At 67.9% G+C, this 15,589-nt stretch carries 19 protein-coding genes; 8 read left to right on the top strand and 11 right to left on the bottom strand.

All coding sequences use genetic code 11. The annotated features are described in order from the left end of the window. A partial coding sequence (locus tag Q7T84_RS01575) for a helix-hairpin-helix domain-containing protein (RefSeq protein WP_304805827.1) occupies positions 1-828 on the top strand: 828 nt, incomplete at its 5' end. A gap of 37 nt (positions 829-865) precedes the next feature. Next, positions 866-1,276: an EVE domain-containing protein gene (locus tag Q7T84_RS01570; RefSeq protein ID WP_304805826.1), complete on the top strand. Its 411-nt coding sequence runs from the start codon at positions 866-868 to the stop codon at positions 1,274-1,276. 119 nt (positions 1,277-1,395) lie between these two features. Here the strand turns inward: Q7T84_RS01570 and Q7T84_RS01565 are convergent, their stop codons facing one another. Further along, a complete protein-coding gene (locus Q7T84_RS01565; protein WP_304805825.1) occupies positions 1,396-3,213 on the bottom strand; it encodes an aminopeptidase P family protein in 1,818 nt (605 codons plus the stop codon). A gap of 37 nt (positions 3,214-3,250) precedes the next feature. Further along, positions 3,251-4,429, bottom strand: coding sequence for an MFS transporter (locus Q7T84_RS01560; RefSeq protein ID WP_304805824.1), 1,179 nt, complete (start codon positions 4,427-4,429; stop codon positions 3,251-3,253). Between the two features lie 116 nt (positions 4,430-4,545). Between Q7T84_RS01560 and Q7T84_RS01555 the strand changes: the two genes are divergently transcribed. Together Q7T84_RS01555 and Q7T84_RS01550 are read left to right on the top strand one after the other, a co-directional pair. Then, positions 4,546-4,890, top strand: coding sequence for a GIY-YIG nuclease family protein (locus Q7T84_RS01555; RefSeq protein WP_304805822.1), 345 nt, complete (start codon positions 4,546-4,548; stop codon positions 4,888-4,890). A gap of 194 nt (positions 4,891-5,084) precedes the next feature. Beyond that, positions 5,085-5,666, top strand: coding sequence for a GNAT family N-acetyltransferase (locus Q7T84_RS01550; protein ID WP_304805820.1), 582 nt, complete (start codon positions 5,085-5,087; stop codon positions 5,664-5,666). Here Q7T84_RS01550 and Q7T84_RS01545 read toward each other — a convergent pair. From Q7T84_RS01545 to Q7T84_RS01535, 3 genes are all read right to left on the bottom strand, one after another. Continuing rightward, positions 5,663-6,091 (bottom strand): hypothetical protein, encoded by a 429-nt coding sequence (locus Q7T84_RS01545; RefSeq protein WP_304805819.1) that lies wholly within the window; start codon positions 6,089-6,091, stop codon positions 5,663-5,665. The genes Q7T84_RS01550 and Q7T84_RS01545 overlap by 4 nt on opposite strands. Before the next feature lie 83 nt (positions 6,092-6,174). Beyond that, positions 6,175-7,041 (bottom strand): 50S ribosomal protein L11 methyltransferase, encoded by an 867-nt coding sequence (locus Q7T84_RS01540; protein ID WP_304805818.1) that lies wholly within the window; start codon positions 7,039-7,041, stop codon positions 6,175-6,177. Between the two features lie 42 nt (positions 7,042-7,083). Then, complete coding sequence (locus Q7T84_RS01535; protein WP_304805817.1) at positions 7,084-7,482, bottom strand: hypothetical protein; 399 nt, start codon at positions 7,480-7,482, stop codon at positions 7,084-7,086. Positions 7,483-7,745: 263 nt separating this feature from the next. Between Q7T84_RS01535 and Q7T84_RS01530 the strand changes: the two genes are divergently transcribed. Then, the gene (locus Q7T84_RS01530; protein WP_304805815.1) at positions 7,746-8,138 is read left to right on the top strand and encodes a GFA family protein; all 393 of its coding nucleotides are present in this window, start codon (positions 7,746-7,748) and stop codon (positions 8,136-8,138) included. A gap of 57 nt (positions 8,139-8,195) precedes the next feature. On the opposite strand, the gene Q7T84_RS01525 is transcribed toward Q7T84_RS01530, so the two are convergent. Beyond that, a complete protein-coding gene (locus tag Q7T84_RS01525; protein WP_304805814.1) occupies positions 8,196-8,585 on the bottom strand; it encodes a hypothetical protein in 390 nt (129 codons plus the stop codon). Between the two features lie 311 nt (positions 8,586-8,896). Between Q7T84_RS01525 and Q7T84_RS01520 the strand changes: the two genes are divergently transcribed. The 3 genes from Q7T84_RS01520 to Q7T84_RS01510 all read left to right on the top strand — a co-directional run bounded on the left by Q7T84_RS01520 (position 8,897) and on the right by Q7T84_RS01510 (position 11,391). Continuing rightward, on the top strand, positions 8,897-9,193 hold the full coding sequence (locus Q7T84_RS01520; protein ID WP_304805813.1) for a hypothetical protein: 297 nt from the start codon (positions 8,897-8,899) through the stop codon (positions 9,191-9,193). A gap of 143 nt (positions 9,194-9,336) precedes the next feature. Further along, positions 9,337-9,546 carry a hypothetical protein gene (locus Q7T84_RS01515; RefSeq protein ID WP_304805812.1) on the top strand — a complete coding sequence of 70 codons (210 nt, stop codon included), beginning with the start codon at positions 9,337-9,339 and terminating at the stop codon, positions 9,544-9,546. A gap of 447 nt (positions 9,547-9,993) precedes the next feature. Then, positions 9,994-11,391: a serine hydrolase gene (locus tag Q7T84_RS01510; RefSeq protein WP_304805811.1), complete on the top strand. Its 1,398-nt coding sequence runs from the start codon at positions 9,994-9,996 to the stop codon at positions 11,389-11,391. A 168-nt stretch (positions 11,392-11,559) separates the two neighbouring features. Here Q7T84_RS01510 and Q7T84_RS01505 read toward each other — a convergent pair whose 3' ends face one another. From Q7T84_RS01505 to Q7T84_RS01485, 5 genes are all read right to left on the bottom strand, one after another. Continuing rightward, entirely contained in the window at positions 11,560-12,003 is a 444-nt protein-coding gene (locus Q7T84_RS01505; protein WP_304805810.1) for an acetyltransferase, read from the bottom strand. 146 nt (positions 12,004-12,149) lie between these two features. Then, positions 12,150-12,782 carry a glutathione S-transferase family protein gene (locus Q7T84_RS01500; RefSeq protein WP_304805808.1) on the bottom strand — a complete coding sequence of 211 codons (633 nt, stop codon included), beginning with the start codon at positions 12,780-12,782 and terminating at the stop codon, positions 12,150-12,152. Between the two features lie 237 nt (positions 12,783-13,019). Beyond that, the gene (locus Q7T84_RS01495; RefSeq protein WP_304805807.1) at positions 13,020-13,730 is read right to left on the bottom strand and encodes a glutathione S-transferase family protein; all 711 of its coding nucleotides are present in this window, start codon (positions 13,728-13,730) and stop codon (positions 13,020-13,022) included. 50 nt (positions 13,731-13,780) lie between these two features. Then, a complete protein-coding gene (locus tag Q7T84_RS01490; protein WP_304805805.1) occupies positions 13,781-14,683 on the bottom strand; it encodes an alpha/beta fold hydrolase in 903 nt (300 codons plus the stop codon). A gap of 97 nt (positions 14,684-14,780) precedes the next feature. After that, positions 14,781-15,589, bottom strand: an 809-nt coding sequence (locus Q7T84_RS01485) for a hypothetical protein (protein ID WP_304805803.1), incomplete at its 5' end; no start/stop codon positions are given.

The raw sequence follows: 15,589 nt of genomic DNA, 5'->3' as shown, positions 1-15,589 counted from the left end.
ACCACCGACGGCTATGGCGAAACCTCGGTCCGCAATCTGGTCGACGGGATCGAGGCCAAGCGCTCCATCCCGCTGGACCGATTCATCTTCGGCCTGGGCATCCGCCACATTGGCGAAACCACCTCGACGGCCTTGGCGCGGCATTTCGAGACGGTGGAGCACTTCATCACCACGGCTAACGCCGCCGCCGCTCAGCGCCCCGGAGTCGGCGCGCAGGCGCTGTCGGAGTTGGACGGCGTCGGGCCGACGGCGGTGGAGGCTATCCTCGCCTATGCCCGCCATCCCCAGGCGTTGCTGATCCCGGCCGGCGCTTCGTTGGAAGAGCACCTGCGGCTGGCTATTCCACGCCTCAACACCAGGGCCCGCCAGTCGTTGGCCGAAAGCTTCGGGGACTGGGCGACGTTCCAGGCGGCGGCCAAGGCGGCGTTGTCGGAAATGCCCGGTGAGGAGTTCCGCGAAATCTCGTCGGTGGATGCCGTGGGGCCGGTCGCCGCGCGGATGGTCGCCGAGTTCTTCGGCGAAGAGCACAACCGCGCAAAGGTCGACGCCCTGCTGGCCGAGCTTTCGGTGATCCCGGCGCAGCGGCCGAAGACCGACACCGCCGTGGCCGGCAAGACCATCGTCTTCACCGGTAGCCTGGAAAAGATGACCCGAGACGAGGCCAAGGCCCAGGCCGAGGCGCTGGGCGCGAAGGTCTCGGGCTCGGTGTCGAAGAAGACCGATCTGGTGGTGGCTGGTCCCGGGGCGGGCTCAAAGCTGAAGACCGCCACCGATCTCGGTATCCAAGTGATGACCGAGGATGAATGGCTAGCGATGGTGGCTGGCTAGGGGCTTAACTATCGGCTCGACAACCATGGAGGATCTCGTGGCGTCTCATTGGCTCGTGAAGTCCGAACCTGACACCTATTCCTACGATGATCTCGCACGTGACGGCCGGACCGTCTGGGACGGGGTGCGCAATTTCGCGGCCGCCTCGCACCTCAAGGCGATGAAAGTGGGCGATCAGGTGCTGTTCTACCACTCTCAGGAGGGCAAGGACGTCGTCGCCATCGCACAGGTGGCGCGAGAAGCCTTTCCAGACGCCAGCGACCCCACGGGCAAGTTCGTGGCGGTCGAGTTGACCCCGGTTCGCAAGCTCCCGCGGTCGGTGACGCTGGCGCAGATGAAGGCCAACCCGGCCCTCGCCGAGATGCCGATGATCCGCCAGGGGCGGCTCTCGGTGTCGCCAGTCAGCGCCGACGAGTGGTCGACGATCTTGAAGATGGCGGGGGAGTAGGGAGGGTCCTCCCAACTCCGCTCATCCCGGCGAAAGCCGGGACCCATGCTGAATTTCAATTGGCTCAACGCACAGCCCGCTTTGGCCCCGGCTTTCGCCGGGGTGAGCGGGTTTTGACGTTAGAGCGGCGCGCAGGCGCCTTCCAGCCAGGCGCGGACGTCGGCTTGTTCCAGGCGCGGCCCGACCACGGTCAGGACCTTGGCGTGATAGGCGTCCATCTGGGCGCGCTCTTGCGGGGTCAGCATCTCGACCACGATCAGGCGACGATCCATCGGGGCCATGGTCAGGGTCTCGAAGCCCAGCATCGCCCGCTCGCCGCCGGGGACCATGGCGGCCTGCGTGACGAACTGCAGGTTCTCGATCCGGATGCCGTAGGCCCCTTCCTTGTAATAGCCGGGCTCGTTGGACACGATCATGCCGGGCTGCAAGGCGACGAAGTTGGGCAGCTTGGAAATCCGCTGCGGGCCTTCGTGGACGCCGAGATAGGAGCCGACGCCGTGGCCGGTGCCGTGGTCGTAGTCCAGGCCCTGGAGCCAAAGCGGCGCGCGGGCCAGGGCGTCTAGGGCCGAGCCGGTGGTGCCGGCCGGGAAGCGGATGGCGGCCAGGGCCAGATGGCCCTTCAGCACCAGGGTGAAGCGCTCGGCCATCTCCCGGCTGGGCTCGCCGACCGCGACCGTGCGGGTGATGTCGGTGGTGCCGTCCAGGTACTGGGCGCCCGAATCGACCAGCAGCAGCGAGCCTTGTTCGGCCTGCTTGTTCAGTCGGGTGGTCGGGCGATAGTGGACGATCGCGCCGTTCGAGGCGGCGCCGGCGATGGTGTCGAAGGAGAGGTCCTTCAGGGCGCCGGTGTCCTGGCGGAAGCCCTCAAGACGGGTGACGACCTCGACCTCGTCTACCGTACGGCCTTGGGCGTCGGTGGCGAGCCAGTGCAGGAAGCGGGTGACCGCCACACCGTCGCGGGCGTGGGCCTCGCGGGTTCCGTCGATCTCGACACTGTTCTTGCAGGCGCGCGGCAGGGCGCAGGGATCGTCTCCCCGAACGACCTCGGCGCCGCCCTTGTGCAGGGCCGAGAAGTACCAGGCCGACGATTGGGCCGGATCGATCAGGACGCGCTTGCCCTTCAGGTCCTCAAGGGCGGCGGGCAGGTCGTCGGGCGTTTCCAGGCTGACCTCATTGCCGAGCCAGGCGCGGAGTTCGGGCGAAACCTTCACCGGATCCAAGAATAGGCGGGCCGTGCCGTCGCGGTTGAGGATGGCCTGGCCAAGCGGCAGGGGCGAGCGGATGACATCGCCGCCGCGCACATTGAACAGCCAGGCGATGGAGGAGGGCGCGGTCAGGACCGTGGCGTCAGCGTTGCGGGCGGCAAGGGCCTCGCCGACGCGGGCGCGCTTGGCGGCGGACTCTTCGCCGGCATAGTCGAGCAGGTGCGGAACAACGGGGGCGGTCGGCTGCGCGGGGCGGGCCTCGCCCCAGGCTTCGTCCAGCGGGTTGGAGGCCACGGGCTTGAGGTTCGCGCCGGCCTTGGCGGCGGCGGCCTTCAGGCGTTCCAGCGCGTCAGGGGCGTGCAGGCGAGGGTCGTAGCCGATGGTCTGGCCCTTGAGGGTGGCGGTTTCCAGATAGGCCGGGACGCCGCCCTCGACGAGGTCGCGGATCTCGAACACGCCAGCGTCCACCTGGTCGCGGACCTGGAGGGTGTAGCGGCCATCGACGAAGACGGCGGCCTTGTCGGCCATGATCACGGCGGCGCCGGCCGAGCCGGTGAAGCCGGTGGCCCAGCCTAGCCGATCATTGGCGGCGGGCAGGTACTCGTTCTGATGCTCGTCCTCATGGGGCACGAGGAACCCGTCGAGTCCCTGGGCCTTCATAGCCTGGCGGATCAGGGGGACGTGCTTGGGCCCGAAGGAGGGATCGGTGCTTTCGTCAAAGGTCTGGCGCATGGGACGAACTTAGTCGCGCCGGCCGTTCCGCGCCAGCCTAGGGCGCGGGTTTGCGTAGGGCGAACAGGAAGGCCAGCGCCAGCACGCAGGCGGCGATCAGGACGCCCAGCGCCCAGGGCTCGGACTTGGCCAGGCCGAGCGCGAAGAGCAACGGCGCGAGCGCCCCGACCAGCCGCGCCGGGACGTTGAGCGCGCCGAGCCGCCCGCCGTAATTCTTCGCGCCGAACAGCACCAGGGGCAGGGTGCCGCGCACGATGGTGAAGAGGCCGTTGCCTGCGCCGTAGAGGATCGCGAACGGCGCGGCCGCGAGCGGACCGAAGACCAGCAGCAGGCCGGCGCCGATTGGAAACAGGGCGACCGCGACGCGTGCCGAGACGAGCGGATGGATGCGCCGCACCAGCACGAACTCGGCCAGACGCGCCGCGACCTGGGCGGGGCCGACCAGCATGCCGGCGACGATGGCGGCCGTGGCGCTCGCGCCGATGCCGATTAGCAGCGGCGGCAAGTGGGCGCCCATGATTGAGCCGATCCCGGCCATCACCGCCAGGGCGGTGGCCAGTAGGACCATCTGCAGGGCCATGCCCGGCTGCGGAGCGTCAGGGCTGGCTTCGGCGACCTTGGACGTCGGCCTCGGCGCCTGGCGGGGCAGGGTGAGATGCAGCGGCAGGGCGATCAACAGGTTGGCGGCGGCCCAGACCAGGGCTGTGTCCCGCCAGCCGAGGTTCGCCTCCAGCCAGGCGGTCAGGGGCCAGGCGATGGTGCTGGCGAAGCCGGCGATCAGGGTGACGCCGGTGATCGACTTGCGAGCCTCCAGTCCGAACCAGCCGACAAGCCCTGCGAAGGCGATGTCGTAGAGCGCTAGCGACATGCCGACACCCAGCAGCAGCCAGGCGGCGATCAGCTGGCCGGCGTTCTGCGAGAGCGCCATGCCGACGAGGGCCACGGCTAGGACGATGCTGCCGGCGGCGAGGGGACGGCGGGCGCCGTGGCGGTCGACGGCTCGGCCGGTGAGGGGACCGAGCAGGCCAGAGATCAATAAGGCGCCGGAGAAGGCTCCGAAGACGAAAGCGGTGGAGACGCCGAGGGTCTGGCCTTGCGCCGCGGCGAGGGTGGCGGGCAGGTAGCTGGTGCAGCCATAGCCGACGAGTTGGGTGATGCCGAGCGTCCATACGGCGCGACGCGGCGTGATGGCGGGGCTGGCCTCGGGCTCTCCCATGATCGTCTCCAACGAACTTGGAAACAGCCACTATCTGGAGTCGATGATCAGTTGGGGTGTGATTATTTTACCCGGATATAATTGACATCTGAAACGGGTTCGCTCATTTGGCGGGGATGGACAAGCAAAGCCGCCGCGAGGCCATTCGCGAATACAAGGAGCGCAAGACCCCGGTCGGGATCTTCAGCCTGCGCTGCACGGCGACGGGCGAGACCTGGGTCGGCGCCTCGCGCAACCTGGACGGCCAGCGCAACAGTTCGTTCTTCAGCCTGCGCCAAGGCTCGAACCGCAACCACGGCATGCAGGCTGCTTGGAAGGCGAATGGCGGCGAGGAAAGCTTCGAGTTCGCCGTGGTCGAACTGCTGGAGAACGACGAGCTTGGCCCGCTCGGCCGGGGAAGCTGGCTGAAAGAGCGCGAGCGCCATTGGCTGGAGGCGCTCTCGGCGCGGCCGGCGATCTAGACACCCGCGCCCGGCTTCGACATAACGGCGTCATGCGCAGCGCCTGCAACCTGTCGAATTCGTCTGGTCCCCACGGGGCCGTGCGTCTTCGCGTGGGCTGAACGCCTGCTCTAGAAAGACCCACGACCCCGCCGCACCGGCCGGGGTCGAGGAGACGAGCCCCGCCGACGGCATGACCCTCGGAGAGCGCTCAGATGACCGACGACCCTCACAAGCCCTGGTTCCCGATGCGGACCAAACGCCTGCTGCTGCGCGAAGCGCGGCTTGGCGACTATGACGATATCCACGCCTATGCCGCCGATCCGGAGGTGGTGCGGTTCATGGATTGGGGACCCAATACGCCAGAGGTCACGGCCCAGGCGCTGGGCGGCTGGGTGGCGATGTCGGCGCAGTGGCCGCGCGACGAGGTGAACCTGGTGGTGGAATTGCTGGAGACCGGCCGGGCGATCGGCGCGATCCGGTTGTCGATCTACAGCAAGGCCGACCGCACGGCCGACTTCGGTTACACCTTCAACAGGGACTATTGGCGGCAAGGCATCGCGACGGAGGCGGCGAGCGCGATTGTCGAGACGGCGTTCACGACGCTGGGCCTGCACCGGGTCTTTGCGACCTGCGACGTGCGGAACGCCGGCTCCTATGCGGTCATGGAGAAGCTCGGCATGCGGCGGGAGGGTACGCTGCTGCAGAACCACGAGGTCCGCGGCCGGTGGCGGGACACCCACGTCTACGCCTTGCTGGCGCAGGAGTGGGCGGCCCGCCGGGCCGCAAGCGTCTAGTTGGTCGGAGCGTCGCCGGCGTCGGTCGCGGCGTCAGCGGCGCTGGCGGCGGCGTTCTGGCTGGTTTCAGCGGCGCGTTCGGCGGCCGAACTGGCGCTGTCAGCCGCCGAACGGGTGGCGGCGCCCATGCTGGCGGCGGCGTTGGCCGAGGCCTCACTGGCGCTGGCGGCGGCCGCCTGAGCCTGGGCCTGGGCGCTGTCGATTATCGCCTCGCTGCGGCCGCTTTCACGCGCGGCCATGACGTCGCTGTCGCTCGCGGTGCGGCCGTTCATCATGAAGAACATGGCCGCGACGGCGACGATCGCCACCAGGGCGGCGATCCACCATCCGCCGCTCGAACGCGGGGCGGGTCCTACCTCACGGCGCACGGTGGCCGGTTGTTCGATCACGGTCTTTTCGACGTAGGGTTCGTTGGGGTCAGCCAATGGATCCTCCTCCTATTGAGGCGGCCTGGACGGCCGCTCTGGTGGGCGGAGGAACGTGGCCCCTGGGCGGCGGTTCCGTCAGGCTAGGCCCGGCGCAACACCAGTGTGGCCCAGGCGTCACGGTGCAGGCGGCGGTGCAGGCGGAAACCCTTGGACAGGTAGGCGGCCAGCACGCGGCGTTCCTGGGTGCGCAGCAGGCCCGACAGAATCGCAAAGCCGCCGGGCTTCAGGGCGCCCTTGATGTCGTGAGACAGGGCGACCAGCGGCGGGGCCAGGATGTTGGCGAAGACCAGATCGTAGGGCGCGGCGTCCCGCACCAGCCGGTGGCCGAGGCCGGAGGCGTGGACGAAGCGGGCGTTCGCCTTGTTGAGCTTGGCGTTCTCGCGCGAGATGCGGACCGAGGGGCCGTCGATGTCGGTGCCGACCGCCTTGGCGCTGCCGGTGCGGGCCGCGGCGATGGCGAGCACGCCGGTGCCGGCGCCGACATCCAGCACGCGCTCGAAGCGGCGAGCCTTGATCAGTTCGTCATAGGCGAACAGGCAGCCGACGGTGGTGCCGTGGTGGCCGGTGCCGAAAGCCGCGCCGGCCTCGATGCGCAGATTAACGGTGTTGGTGGGGGCGCGGCCCTTGTCGTGGGCGCCGAAGACGAAGAAGCGGCCGGCCCGCACGGGCGGCAGGCCTGACAGCGCCATGGCCAGCCAGTCGGCGTCGGCCAACTTTTCGACCACGGTCTTCAGTTCAGGATAGTCGCCCAGCGCCGCGACCAGGCCGTCGGCCTCGTCGGGCGTGGTCGGGAAGGCGTCGATGCGCCAGATGCCGCGATCCTCGTCCTCTTCCAGAATGGAATAGGTCACGCTCTCGAGCAGCAGATTGGCGTCGATGGCTAGGGCGGCGGCTTCGGCCACGGCGCGCGGGCCGCGGGCGACGATCTGGACGGCGTCTTCGTTCATCCGCGCCCTTTAGAGCGACAAGGGCCGAAAGGCGAGGGGGCTTTAGGCACGCGGCGCTTCAGGAGCCGTCGGCGCCTGGGGCGGGTGCGGCGCCCACGGCGCTTCGAGAGCCCCTGGCGGGCCTAGTTCCTCGTAGGGAATCGGCGCGTCCGGCGAGCGCAGAGGATCGTGGCGCTCCGGCGGATATTCGGGTTCGGGCGGCGGGGCTTCGATCACGGGCGGCGCCTCCGGAGCCAGAGGCGTCAAGGGAGCCGGCGCGGGCGGCGCGGGCCGAGGTTCGGGCGGCGGCACATAGGGAAGCGTGACGACATGGCCCGTATCGGCGCGGCGCGGCGGGGAGGGCGCGGGTCTTAAGACCATGACCAGCACCAGGGTCAGGATCGCCACGACCGCCAGCGCGATGATCGCCGGGCGACTGAGCATGAAAGATTGCAGCTTCATCTGGTCCTCAATACCCGTCAGCGTGACGACCGATCCCTCCATTTCGCCTTCGGAGGCCGGTCCTGCCCCGGCATCATGGCGCCGCCTCCACCGATCACGGAGACCTTTCATGATCAGGCGCCGGCCCCTGTCGGACCGATTGTCGCTCCATGACGGCGATCATGGCGCGCGACGGCTGGAAGGACGACCGCGTCAGGCGCGAACCGCTGCTGACATGATCGGGCGGCTCCGGGCGTAAGATCTCCGGAAGAGGAGATCGCATGATGATCCAGGGAAGTTGCTGCTGCGGCCGGGTGAAATTCGAGATCACGCAGCCGCCGAAGATGATGGGAACTTGTCACTGCTCGCGCTGCCGGAAGGTGGGCGCCAGCACCTTCGTGATGGTCTCTCGCTCCACGCTGAAGTGGATACAAGGCGCCGAGGCCGTGACGAGGTATGCGCCTGAGCCGCCGTTCAAATACGCGAGATGCTTCTGCAGCATCTGCGGTACGGCGCTGGGCGAGATCGACTCGGAGGCGGACACCTTCCCCGTCGCGGCCCAGGCGCTGGACGACGATCCTCAAGTGCGAAACCGGTTTCACGAGTTCGTCGCCGCAAAGCCGCCCTGGTATGAGATCTGCGACGGCGCCAAGCAGTTCGCTGAACATCCGAGCTGACGTTCTCAAGGTCCCGGTCGGGTCGGAAGCCGACAGCTGCACAGGCGTCGCTCGGGGTTACGGTTCCCCAGAGGCTTCCTGGCTCAACTTCCGCCAACCCAACAGGCAGAGGATGAGCATCGCGACATTCGACACAAAATCGAGCGCCAGCCAGGCGTTGAACATCGGTACGACGAACACGAACCAATAGTTGAACCAGAAGAACGGCAGGAGGGCGACGGCGTAGACCAGGAAGGTCGTTCTCGTGAACCGGCTGAACGCGGCGAACAGGCCTGAAAGCACCGCCTGTGCGCCAAAGCAGCCGATCAGAAGCGCCGATGTCGCGGTGTTGTGTTGGTAGTCCGGGGCGATTGTCAGCCGTTCGACCATACCGGGGAACAGGAGGGCCCAACCGCCAAGGACAAGGAAAGGGACGGCGATCAGGCGCTGGATTAGAATCGTCGACAAGGGAAGCTCCGTGCTTCTGGAGAGGTGACCTCGACGCCGAGGCCAACCTCCTTCGAAGCCTAACCATGAACGCCATCGTAAAGCAGCGCCGCTGAACCATCGGCGCGGATCCTCTCTGCGTCCATGGAGCTTGCCGGCGCCGTGCGCCGCCGCCCAGGCCCATCATCAGCCGGGCCGAAGGCCTCCGCTTCGTGATTGGCCGCAAAGGGGCTGACCAGCTAGAAGGCCGCGTGCCGTCAATGGAAACCCCTGCACGAAGGACGCCCGCGGCGTGCCTTCTCCAGGTGCTCCTCGTCCTTTCATGGGCGTGGTTGCTCGCGCCTCCCAGCGCCGCCTTCGCCGCCGATCACGTCGCGGCCAAGTGGTCGATCGAAGGCGCAACGCACTACTCGCACCACCTCTCGCCGCGCTCGCAGTTCGCATCGGGAGTTCGCAACGACGAGGCCCCCGGACCGGCCTCGATGCCTGCCCTGGCGGGCGTCGATGCACTGTTCGCGCATCGGCGGACTGCAAGCGCGTTAGAGCCGCTGGCGCCGCGCCTCACCTCGGTGATCGCCGCGCGCCCCAAGACCAGTTTCAGAGCCCGCGAACCCCCCACCGCTTCCTAGCCCCAGCCCAAGACACATTCGGCTTCAAAAGCTCGCCCCTCGGGCAGAGCCTTCTGGGAACCATGGAAGATGACAATCAACTACGCGGCCGCGCAGCCGCGCCCTTCGCATGCGCGTCAATCGTTCGGACGGGGAGGCGTCGCATGCCTCGCCATCTGAAACTGTTCCTGTTCGCGCTTCTGGGTGGCGGCGTGCTGTTTCTGCTGTCGCTCGGCAAGGCCGACGCCTTCAGCCTGACGGCTCGCCTCGCATTTTCCGGGCTTGGCGGCTTGGGCCTGTTCGTCGGCTGGTCACTCTTCGCCAAGCCCGACGAGGACGAAGCCCCCGTCGACGAGGAGAGCGACCCGGTTTGATGCGGGAGCGAGGCGCACGCTCTCTCCCGCGCGCCTCGCTCGGGTCGGCCGCCGCCAGCGCGGCGGCCGAGCCATCCGGCTTCACGAACGTGACCACGGTCTCGCGCCGCGGGTTTTCAACCCGTGCCTTGTAGGAGGAGGGTCTTCTTTCCGGCTAGGAGCTTCGTCTCCCAATGGCCGAGCTGTCGTTGGAGAGCGGGGCAGGGAACTCGCCCGGAAGCGGACGCGCTGATCGGCTGTGCTGGGTGGGGAGCGGTAGTTGGTCTCACCGCGAGAGCCTGACATCTGCGACCACGATCTAGGAGGAGGCGCTCGGGACAACAGCAAGGGCTGGCGTCCGGGCTCGCGGATTGGCAAGGCTTGACCAAGAACGCCTAAGCCGGCTTCTTCTGGTGCATGACTACGCGACGACCTGTGATGACCGGTCTGGCGACGCTGGGCTTAGCCATGAGCGCGCGCGCGGCATCGGCGCAGCATGCCGGCGTAAGCGGTATCTGGACAGGGGTGCTGGTCGCCGGCCAGTCGCGGTTGAGACTGCGGCTCGTGCTGGCCGCCGACGGCTCGGCTACCCTATTCAGCCTCGACCAGGGTTCGAGCGCAATTCCCGGCAAGGCGGTCGCCGCGACGCCGGACAACCTTGAGATCGAGATCCCGGCTATCGGCGGGCGCTTCACCGGCAGGCTCGCTGCGGCGGACCAGATCGTGGGCGTGTGGCGCCAAGGCGGCACGGATTTGCCCCTGACCTTCCTCCGCGGTGAAGCAGGGCTACCGAAGGATGCTGGTCTACCCGTCGCTCTACCGGCGCCGGCGCCGGCGCCGCTTACGCCTGAGTTGCTGGAGCAGTTGCGCCAGACTTCGGGATCGCCGGCCTTGGGCGCTGCGGCTCAGCGTCGGGGCGGCCAAATACTCGCCTGGGCGAGCGGCCTGCGCCGGCTTGGCGCCGCCGACAAGATTGGGCGTGAGGACCGCTGGCACCTCGGCTCGATCACCAAATCTATGACGGCGACCTTGGTCGGCCGGCTGATCGAGGCCGGTCAGCTCAATTGGGACGACACGGTCGAGGCGCTGCTGGGCGACATGGCGCCGGACATGCGGCCAGAATATCGTGCGGTAACCCTGCGACACCTCGCCAGTCATCGTTCAGGCTTGCCCGGGAACATTCCCACCGAGCAACTGCTGCAATTTTCGCGCGAGAACGCCGACCCTCGGGACGAACGCATCGCCTATGCGCGCCTCGCCCTGGCCATGCCGCCACGCGGGCCGATGGGGACGACGTTCGAGTACTCCAACAGCGGTTATGTGGTGTTGGGCGTCATCATTGAGCGGCGCGTTGGCAAGAGCTGGGAAGCGACCATCGGCGAGCGGTTGTTCGAGCCGCTGAAGCTCTCGTCGGCCGGCTTCGGCGCGCCGGACCGCGCGGGGGCGGCCCAGCCATCCGGCCACGCGGCGGGACCCGACGGGGCATTGCGCGCCTTCCCGGCCTCCGGTCCCATCTCGGACAACCCCGCTGTGATCGGCCCAGCCGGGCGCGTGCACATGACTTTGCAGGACCTGATCACCTATCTGGCGGCGCACCGGGACCAGGCGCCGCTGCTCACGTCGGAGACCTGGAAGACGCTGCATACCCCGCCGTTCGGCGGCGACTACGCCATGGGGTGGGGCGTGCGGCCGAACGGCGTGCTTTGGCACAACGGGTCGAACACCCTGTGGTGCGCCATGGCCGCTTTCCATCCTAGCCAGGGCGTCGCTTCGGCGGCGGCGGCCAATGACGGAAGGGTGGCGCTCGTCGAGCCCGTCGTCGAACGGGCTGTTCAGGACGGGTTCCTGGCGGCGCGGGCCGAATGAGGTGGTCAACTATAGGCGGACATTGATCGCTCGGGCGGAAAAGCAGACATCGCGATAGTCTCCGATGGGGCGCGAGCGGTCATAGGTCTGGAGCCTTGGACCGGACATCAGCCAACTTGCCGATAAGCGGACCTCATCATCGTTTCAGAGGGGTGGGAAACGGCCCCCTCAGCTGTGGGCTCGGCGTCGGAGATGAATGAGCGGATAGGGCCTTCCTTGCCCATCCTGCGCAGAGCGCCCGATACGTTCAAAACCCAAGTGTTCGTAGAAGCCTAGGGCCTTCGGATTCTGCTCGTTGACATCGACAGTCAGGCCGGGGTGAGCGGCGAGCGCCTCGTCGATAAGTGCTTTGCCAATACCTCTGCCGTGCTGATCGGGGTCAACGAAAAGCGCTTCCAAATGCCCTTCATTCAAAAACATGAAGCCGAGCGGCCCATCAAAACCCTCAACCGCAAGACACAGGGTCACCTGTGGAAAAAAGCTTAGAAGTTCGCACTCGATAGCATCACGATCATCTGGGGTAAGGAAGTCGTGGGTAGCGTCAACGGCCGCGCGCCAGATATTCATGACGCGAGGTAGATCGGAATTGTTCGAAGGGCGAAAATCCAGCATGCCCTATCTTATCAATGGCGGCTTTCGTCCGCCATGGGTGGGTCGTGAGCGGTCATGACGGCGCCGCCCGAAAGCGGACATTCGGCATCTTGCCGACAAGCGGACCACTCCGAGGTCTCAGAAGGGTGGGGAGCGGACCTTCCATATCAAACGGTGGCGGTCGCAGAGAAGCTGGGCCGTGCAGAGACCGCGCGCCACCAGTCCGCCATTCGCGGATGCCGCAGCAGCATCGCCTGACCTTCGGGCGTGCAGACGAACAGGTCGAACATCGGCGCGGCATGGAAGTCGGCCAGGGTCGGGCCGGGGGCAGCCAGCCAGGGTCCGTCACTCAGCGCCGACAGCGCGGCCAGGGTCGTCTCCGCCTTCGGGAGCAGGCGCGCGATACGGGCCTCGTCGGGCGCCCGCCCAAGCCGGGGTGCCTCCACCCGCTCGACGTAGAGGCCCCAGACGAGATCGGGATAGACGTGGCCGTCCAGGATGCTGATGGCCTGGGTCATCCGGGCGCGGCTCCGAGGATCGGATGGCTGCAGTGCCGGGCCATCGAAGGCCTCGTCAATGTAGCGGGTGATGGCGCCGGTCTCGTAGACGCGGAAGCCAGCATGCTCGAAAGCCGGAATCTTGCCGAATGGCTGGCGCGACAGATGCTCGGTCGGCGGCCCGTTCGGCGCGAACACGTCCACCTCGATCAGTCGGTAGCCCACGCCCTTCTCCGCCAACGCCATCCGGGCGGCGCGGACGTAGACGCTGTAGGCGGCGCCATAGAGAATGGGCTGGGTCATGGTCAGATCCCCGCGGCGGTGGCTGCCTGTGCTCTGACCTTGGGACTCGCGCCACGGAGCTCCAAGACTGCACGCGAGAACTTACCCGCGGAGTGAGTGTCCGCAATGGGTCGGATTCGGGCGGCCGTGATCTTCCCGTAAGCGGACGCTCAATAGAGTTCGTTTGTGGGCGCTGGCCACGCCGCCCGTGACGGAGAGCCGAGGCTGGGTGGCTGAGCCGCCCAGCCTGCCGTCGCCCTATGCTTCCGAGGCCTGCATGGCGGCCTTGGCGGCGGCCATCATCTTCTCGAAGGCGCCGGTGCGGATGAGCTCGCGGCGCTCCTCCAGCCCGCGGTGGAGCTCGGCCAGGGTCTTGGCGGCGTGCTCGTTCTGTTGGATGGCGGCCCACCAGGCCGCGACATTGGCGGCCTTGGGGATCGGGTTCTCCACGCCGGTTCCCGGAAGGACGTTCTCCACCAGGAACAGGGCCGGGACGAGCGCGCAGTCGGCGAGGGTGAGGCGGCCGGAGCAGGCGTAGCCATCGGTCCCGATCATCTTGTCGAGCGCCTTGATGTTGCGCACCACCTGGCCGCCCAGCAGGTCCACGACGCCCTGATCGCGCTCGGACGCGCGGCTCTGGGGCGAGAGCATGAACATGTTGTTCATGAGGTAGACGTCGCCGATCCTGGCGATGGTGCGGATATGGGCGGTCTCGCGCGGGGTCGCGCCCAGCAGCGAGGGTTCGGGATAGATCTGTTCGAGGTACTCGGCGATCACCTCGGATTCCGGCATCAGGTCGCCGTCGATGTCCAGCACCGGGATACGGCCGATCGGCACGCGCTGGCGGAACGAGGGCAGGCCGAAGTCTGTGGGCCGCTCCAGGGCGATGTCGGTGATGCCCTTGGCGTAGATCTGCATCCGCACGCGGGCGGAGTAGGGGCTGAGATCGCCCGAATAGAGCTTCATCATGGAGAGGCGCTTCCTGGTTTTTTGTTGGCTGTTGGGATCGTGGCGAGCGGTCAGGCCGAAAGGCGCGCCCGCGCCGTCGCCCGTTCGATCAGGTCGCAGACCGAGGCGATCAGCGGCCCCGGCAGGTTGTGGCCCATGCCTGCGATCAGGTGCAGTTCGGCGCCGGGGATGGTGGCGGCGGTGTCTTCGCCGCCGTCCTTGGGCACCAGCGGGTCATCGGCGCCGTGGATGACCACGGTCGGGGCGGTGATGGCGGCCAGGGCCTGGCGGCGGTCGCCGCTGGCGACGATGGCGGCCATCTGCCGGGCGAAGCCGACCGGATAGAACGAGCGCTCATAGTCGGAGCGGAGCTGGGCGCGGAGTTCGACCTCGTCGACCGGGTAGCCGGGGCTGCCGAGGACCTTGGAACTGATCAGCCCGTGGTCGAGGAAGGCGTCCAGGTCGTGCAGCGGATCGGGGCCGCGGCTCTGCAGCCGTTCCATCGCCTCGGGCTTGGCCGGGGGCAGGGCGGGGTTGCCGGTGCTGGACATGATCGAGGTCAGCGACAGGGTGCGTTGAGGATGCTCGGCGGCGACCATCTGGGCGATCATGCCGCCCATCGAGGCCCCGACGATGTGGGCGCGGTCAATGCCAAGGGCGCCCAGCAGGCCGACGGCGTCGGCGGCCATGTCGGAGAGCAGGTAAGGGACGTTCGGCTTTTGGCCCGACATCAGGGCGGTGTAGACCGCCGGCATGTCCGGCGCGCCGGCCGCGTCCAGCTTCTGCGACAGGCCGACGTCGCGGTTGTCGTAGCGGATCACCCGGTAGCCGCGCGAGGCCAGCTCGCCTACGAAGTCGCTCGACCAGCGGGTCATCTGGGCGCCCAGGCCCATGATCAGCAGGATCGGCTCGCCGGTTTCGGGGCCGTGGATATCGTAGTGCAGCGAGATGCCGTTGGCGGTGGTCTCGGGCATGGGCCCCTCCCGACGTTTTATGGTTGGCGGCAGGTTGGCGCAGAGCGCCGGGGCGAGCAATGGCGCAGTGCGTTCGCGGGGTGTTTTGGGCGGGGTTCTAGGTCAGGGTGAGGATGAGGTGCGGCACGGAGACCTGGAAGGAGCCGCTCTCGGCGTCGAGGTGGACCGAACCGCTGGTCGCGACCCACTCGGTCAGCAGTTCGACCTCGATCAGGATGGAGGCTTGCGCCGGCACGGCGAACCCTGACGCCGACAGAAACTCATTGAACTCGACCGAGGCGCTGTCGTCGCCGCCGAAGAAGCCGCCGGTCGCCCCGGCGTCGGCCAGTATTCGGTCGTGGACGATCGATTTGAGCGTCGAGTCCCACATGGCCCAGACCGTCGTGCGCGCGCGGACCGTGGCTCGCGCCTCCGAACCGCCGATGAACCAGGCCGCGACGCCGTTCCACTCGGCGTCGACCGAGAGGTGGGCGTTGACGACGAGCCGGGCTCCGGCCGTCACCACCACGGGCGCGGTTCGCGAGTTTCGCCAGAGGGTGAAGAAGCTGAGCCGGCCCACGCCGCTTTCGGTCATGCCGGCCGAGACGCTCAGCCGATACCGCGCCCAGCTGTCGAGGGAGCCGATATCGGAGTCCACCACCGCGCCGGCCCCGGCGAAGCTGCGGATGAACGTCACCCGGTCGATGATCACATTCGTCGGCTCGGCGGGCAGCACCGGCGTCAGCTCCGCCAGGCGGCGCGCGGCCGCGTCGGAGGCTTCGACGGCTCTTCGGTGCGCCTGTTCGGCCCGGTCTCGCCGCGCCTTGGAGCGCTCGGCGGCCAGGGCGTCGAGGCGCTCGGGATCCAGCCCGCCGGTCAGCAGCTCGCGCCGCGCGAGCTGGGCGTCTTCGCGGGTCGCCTCGGCTC

Source organism: Phenylobacterium sp., from assembly GCF_030654915.1.
Classification (GTDB): Bacteria; Pseudomonadota; Alphaproteobacteria; order Caulobacterales; family Caulobacteraceae; genus Phenylobacterium.
This window is presented reverse-complemented; position numbering and strand designations above follow the sequence as displayed.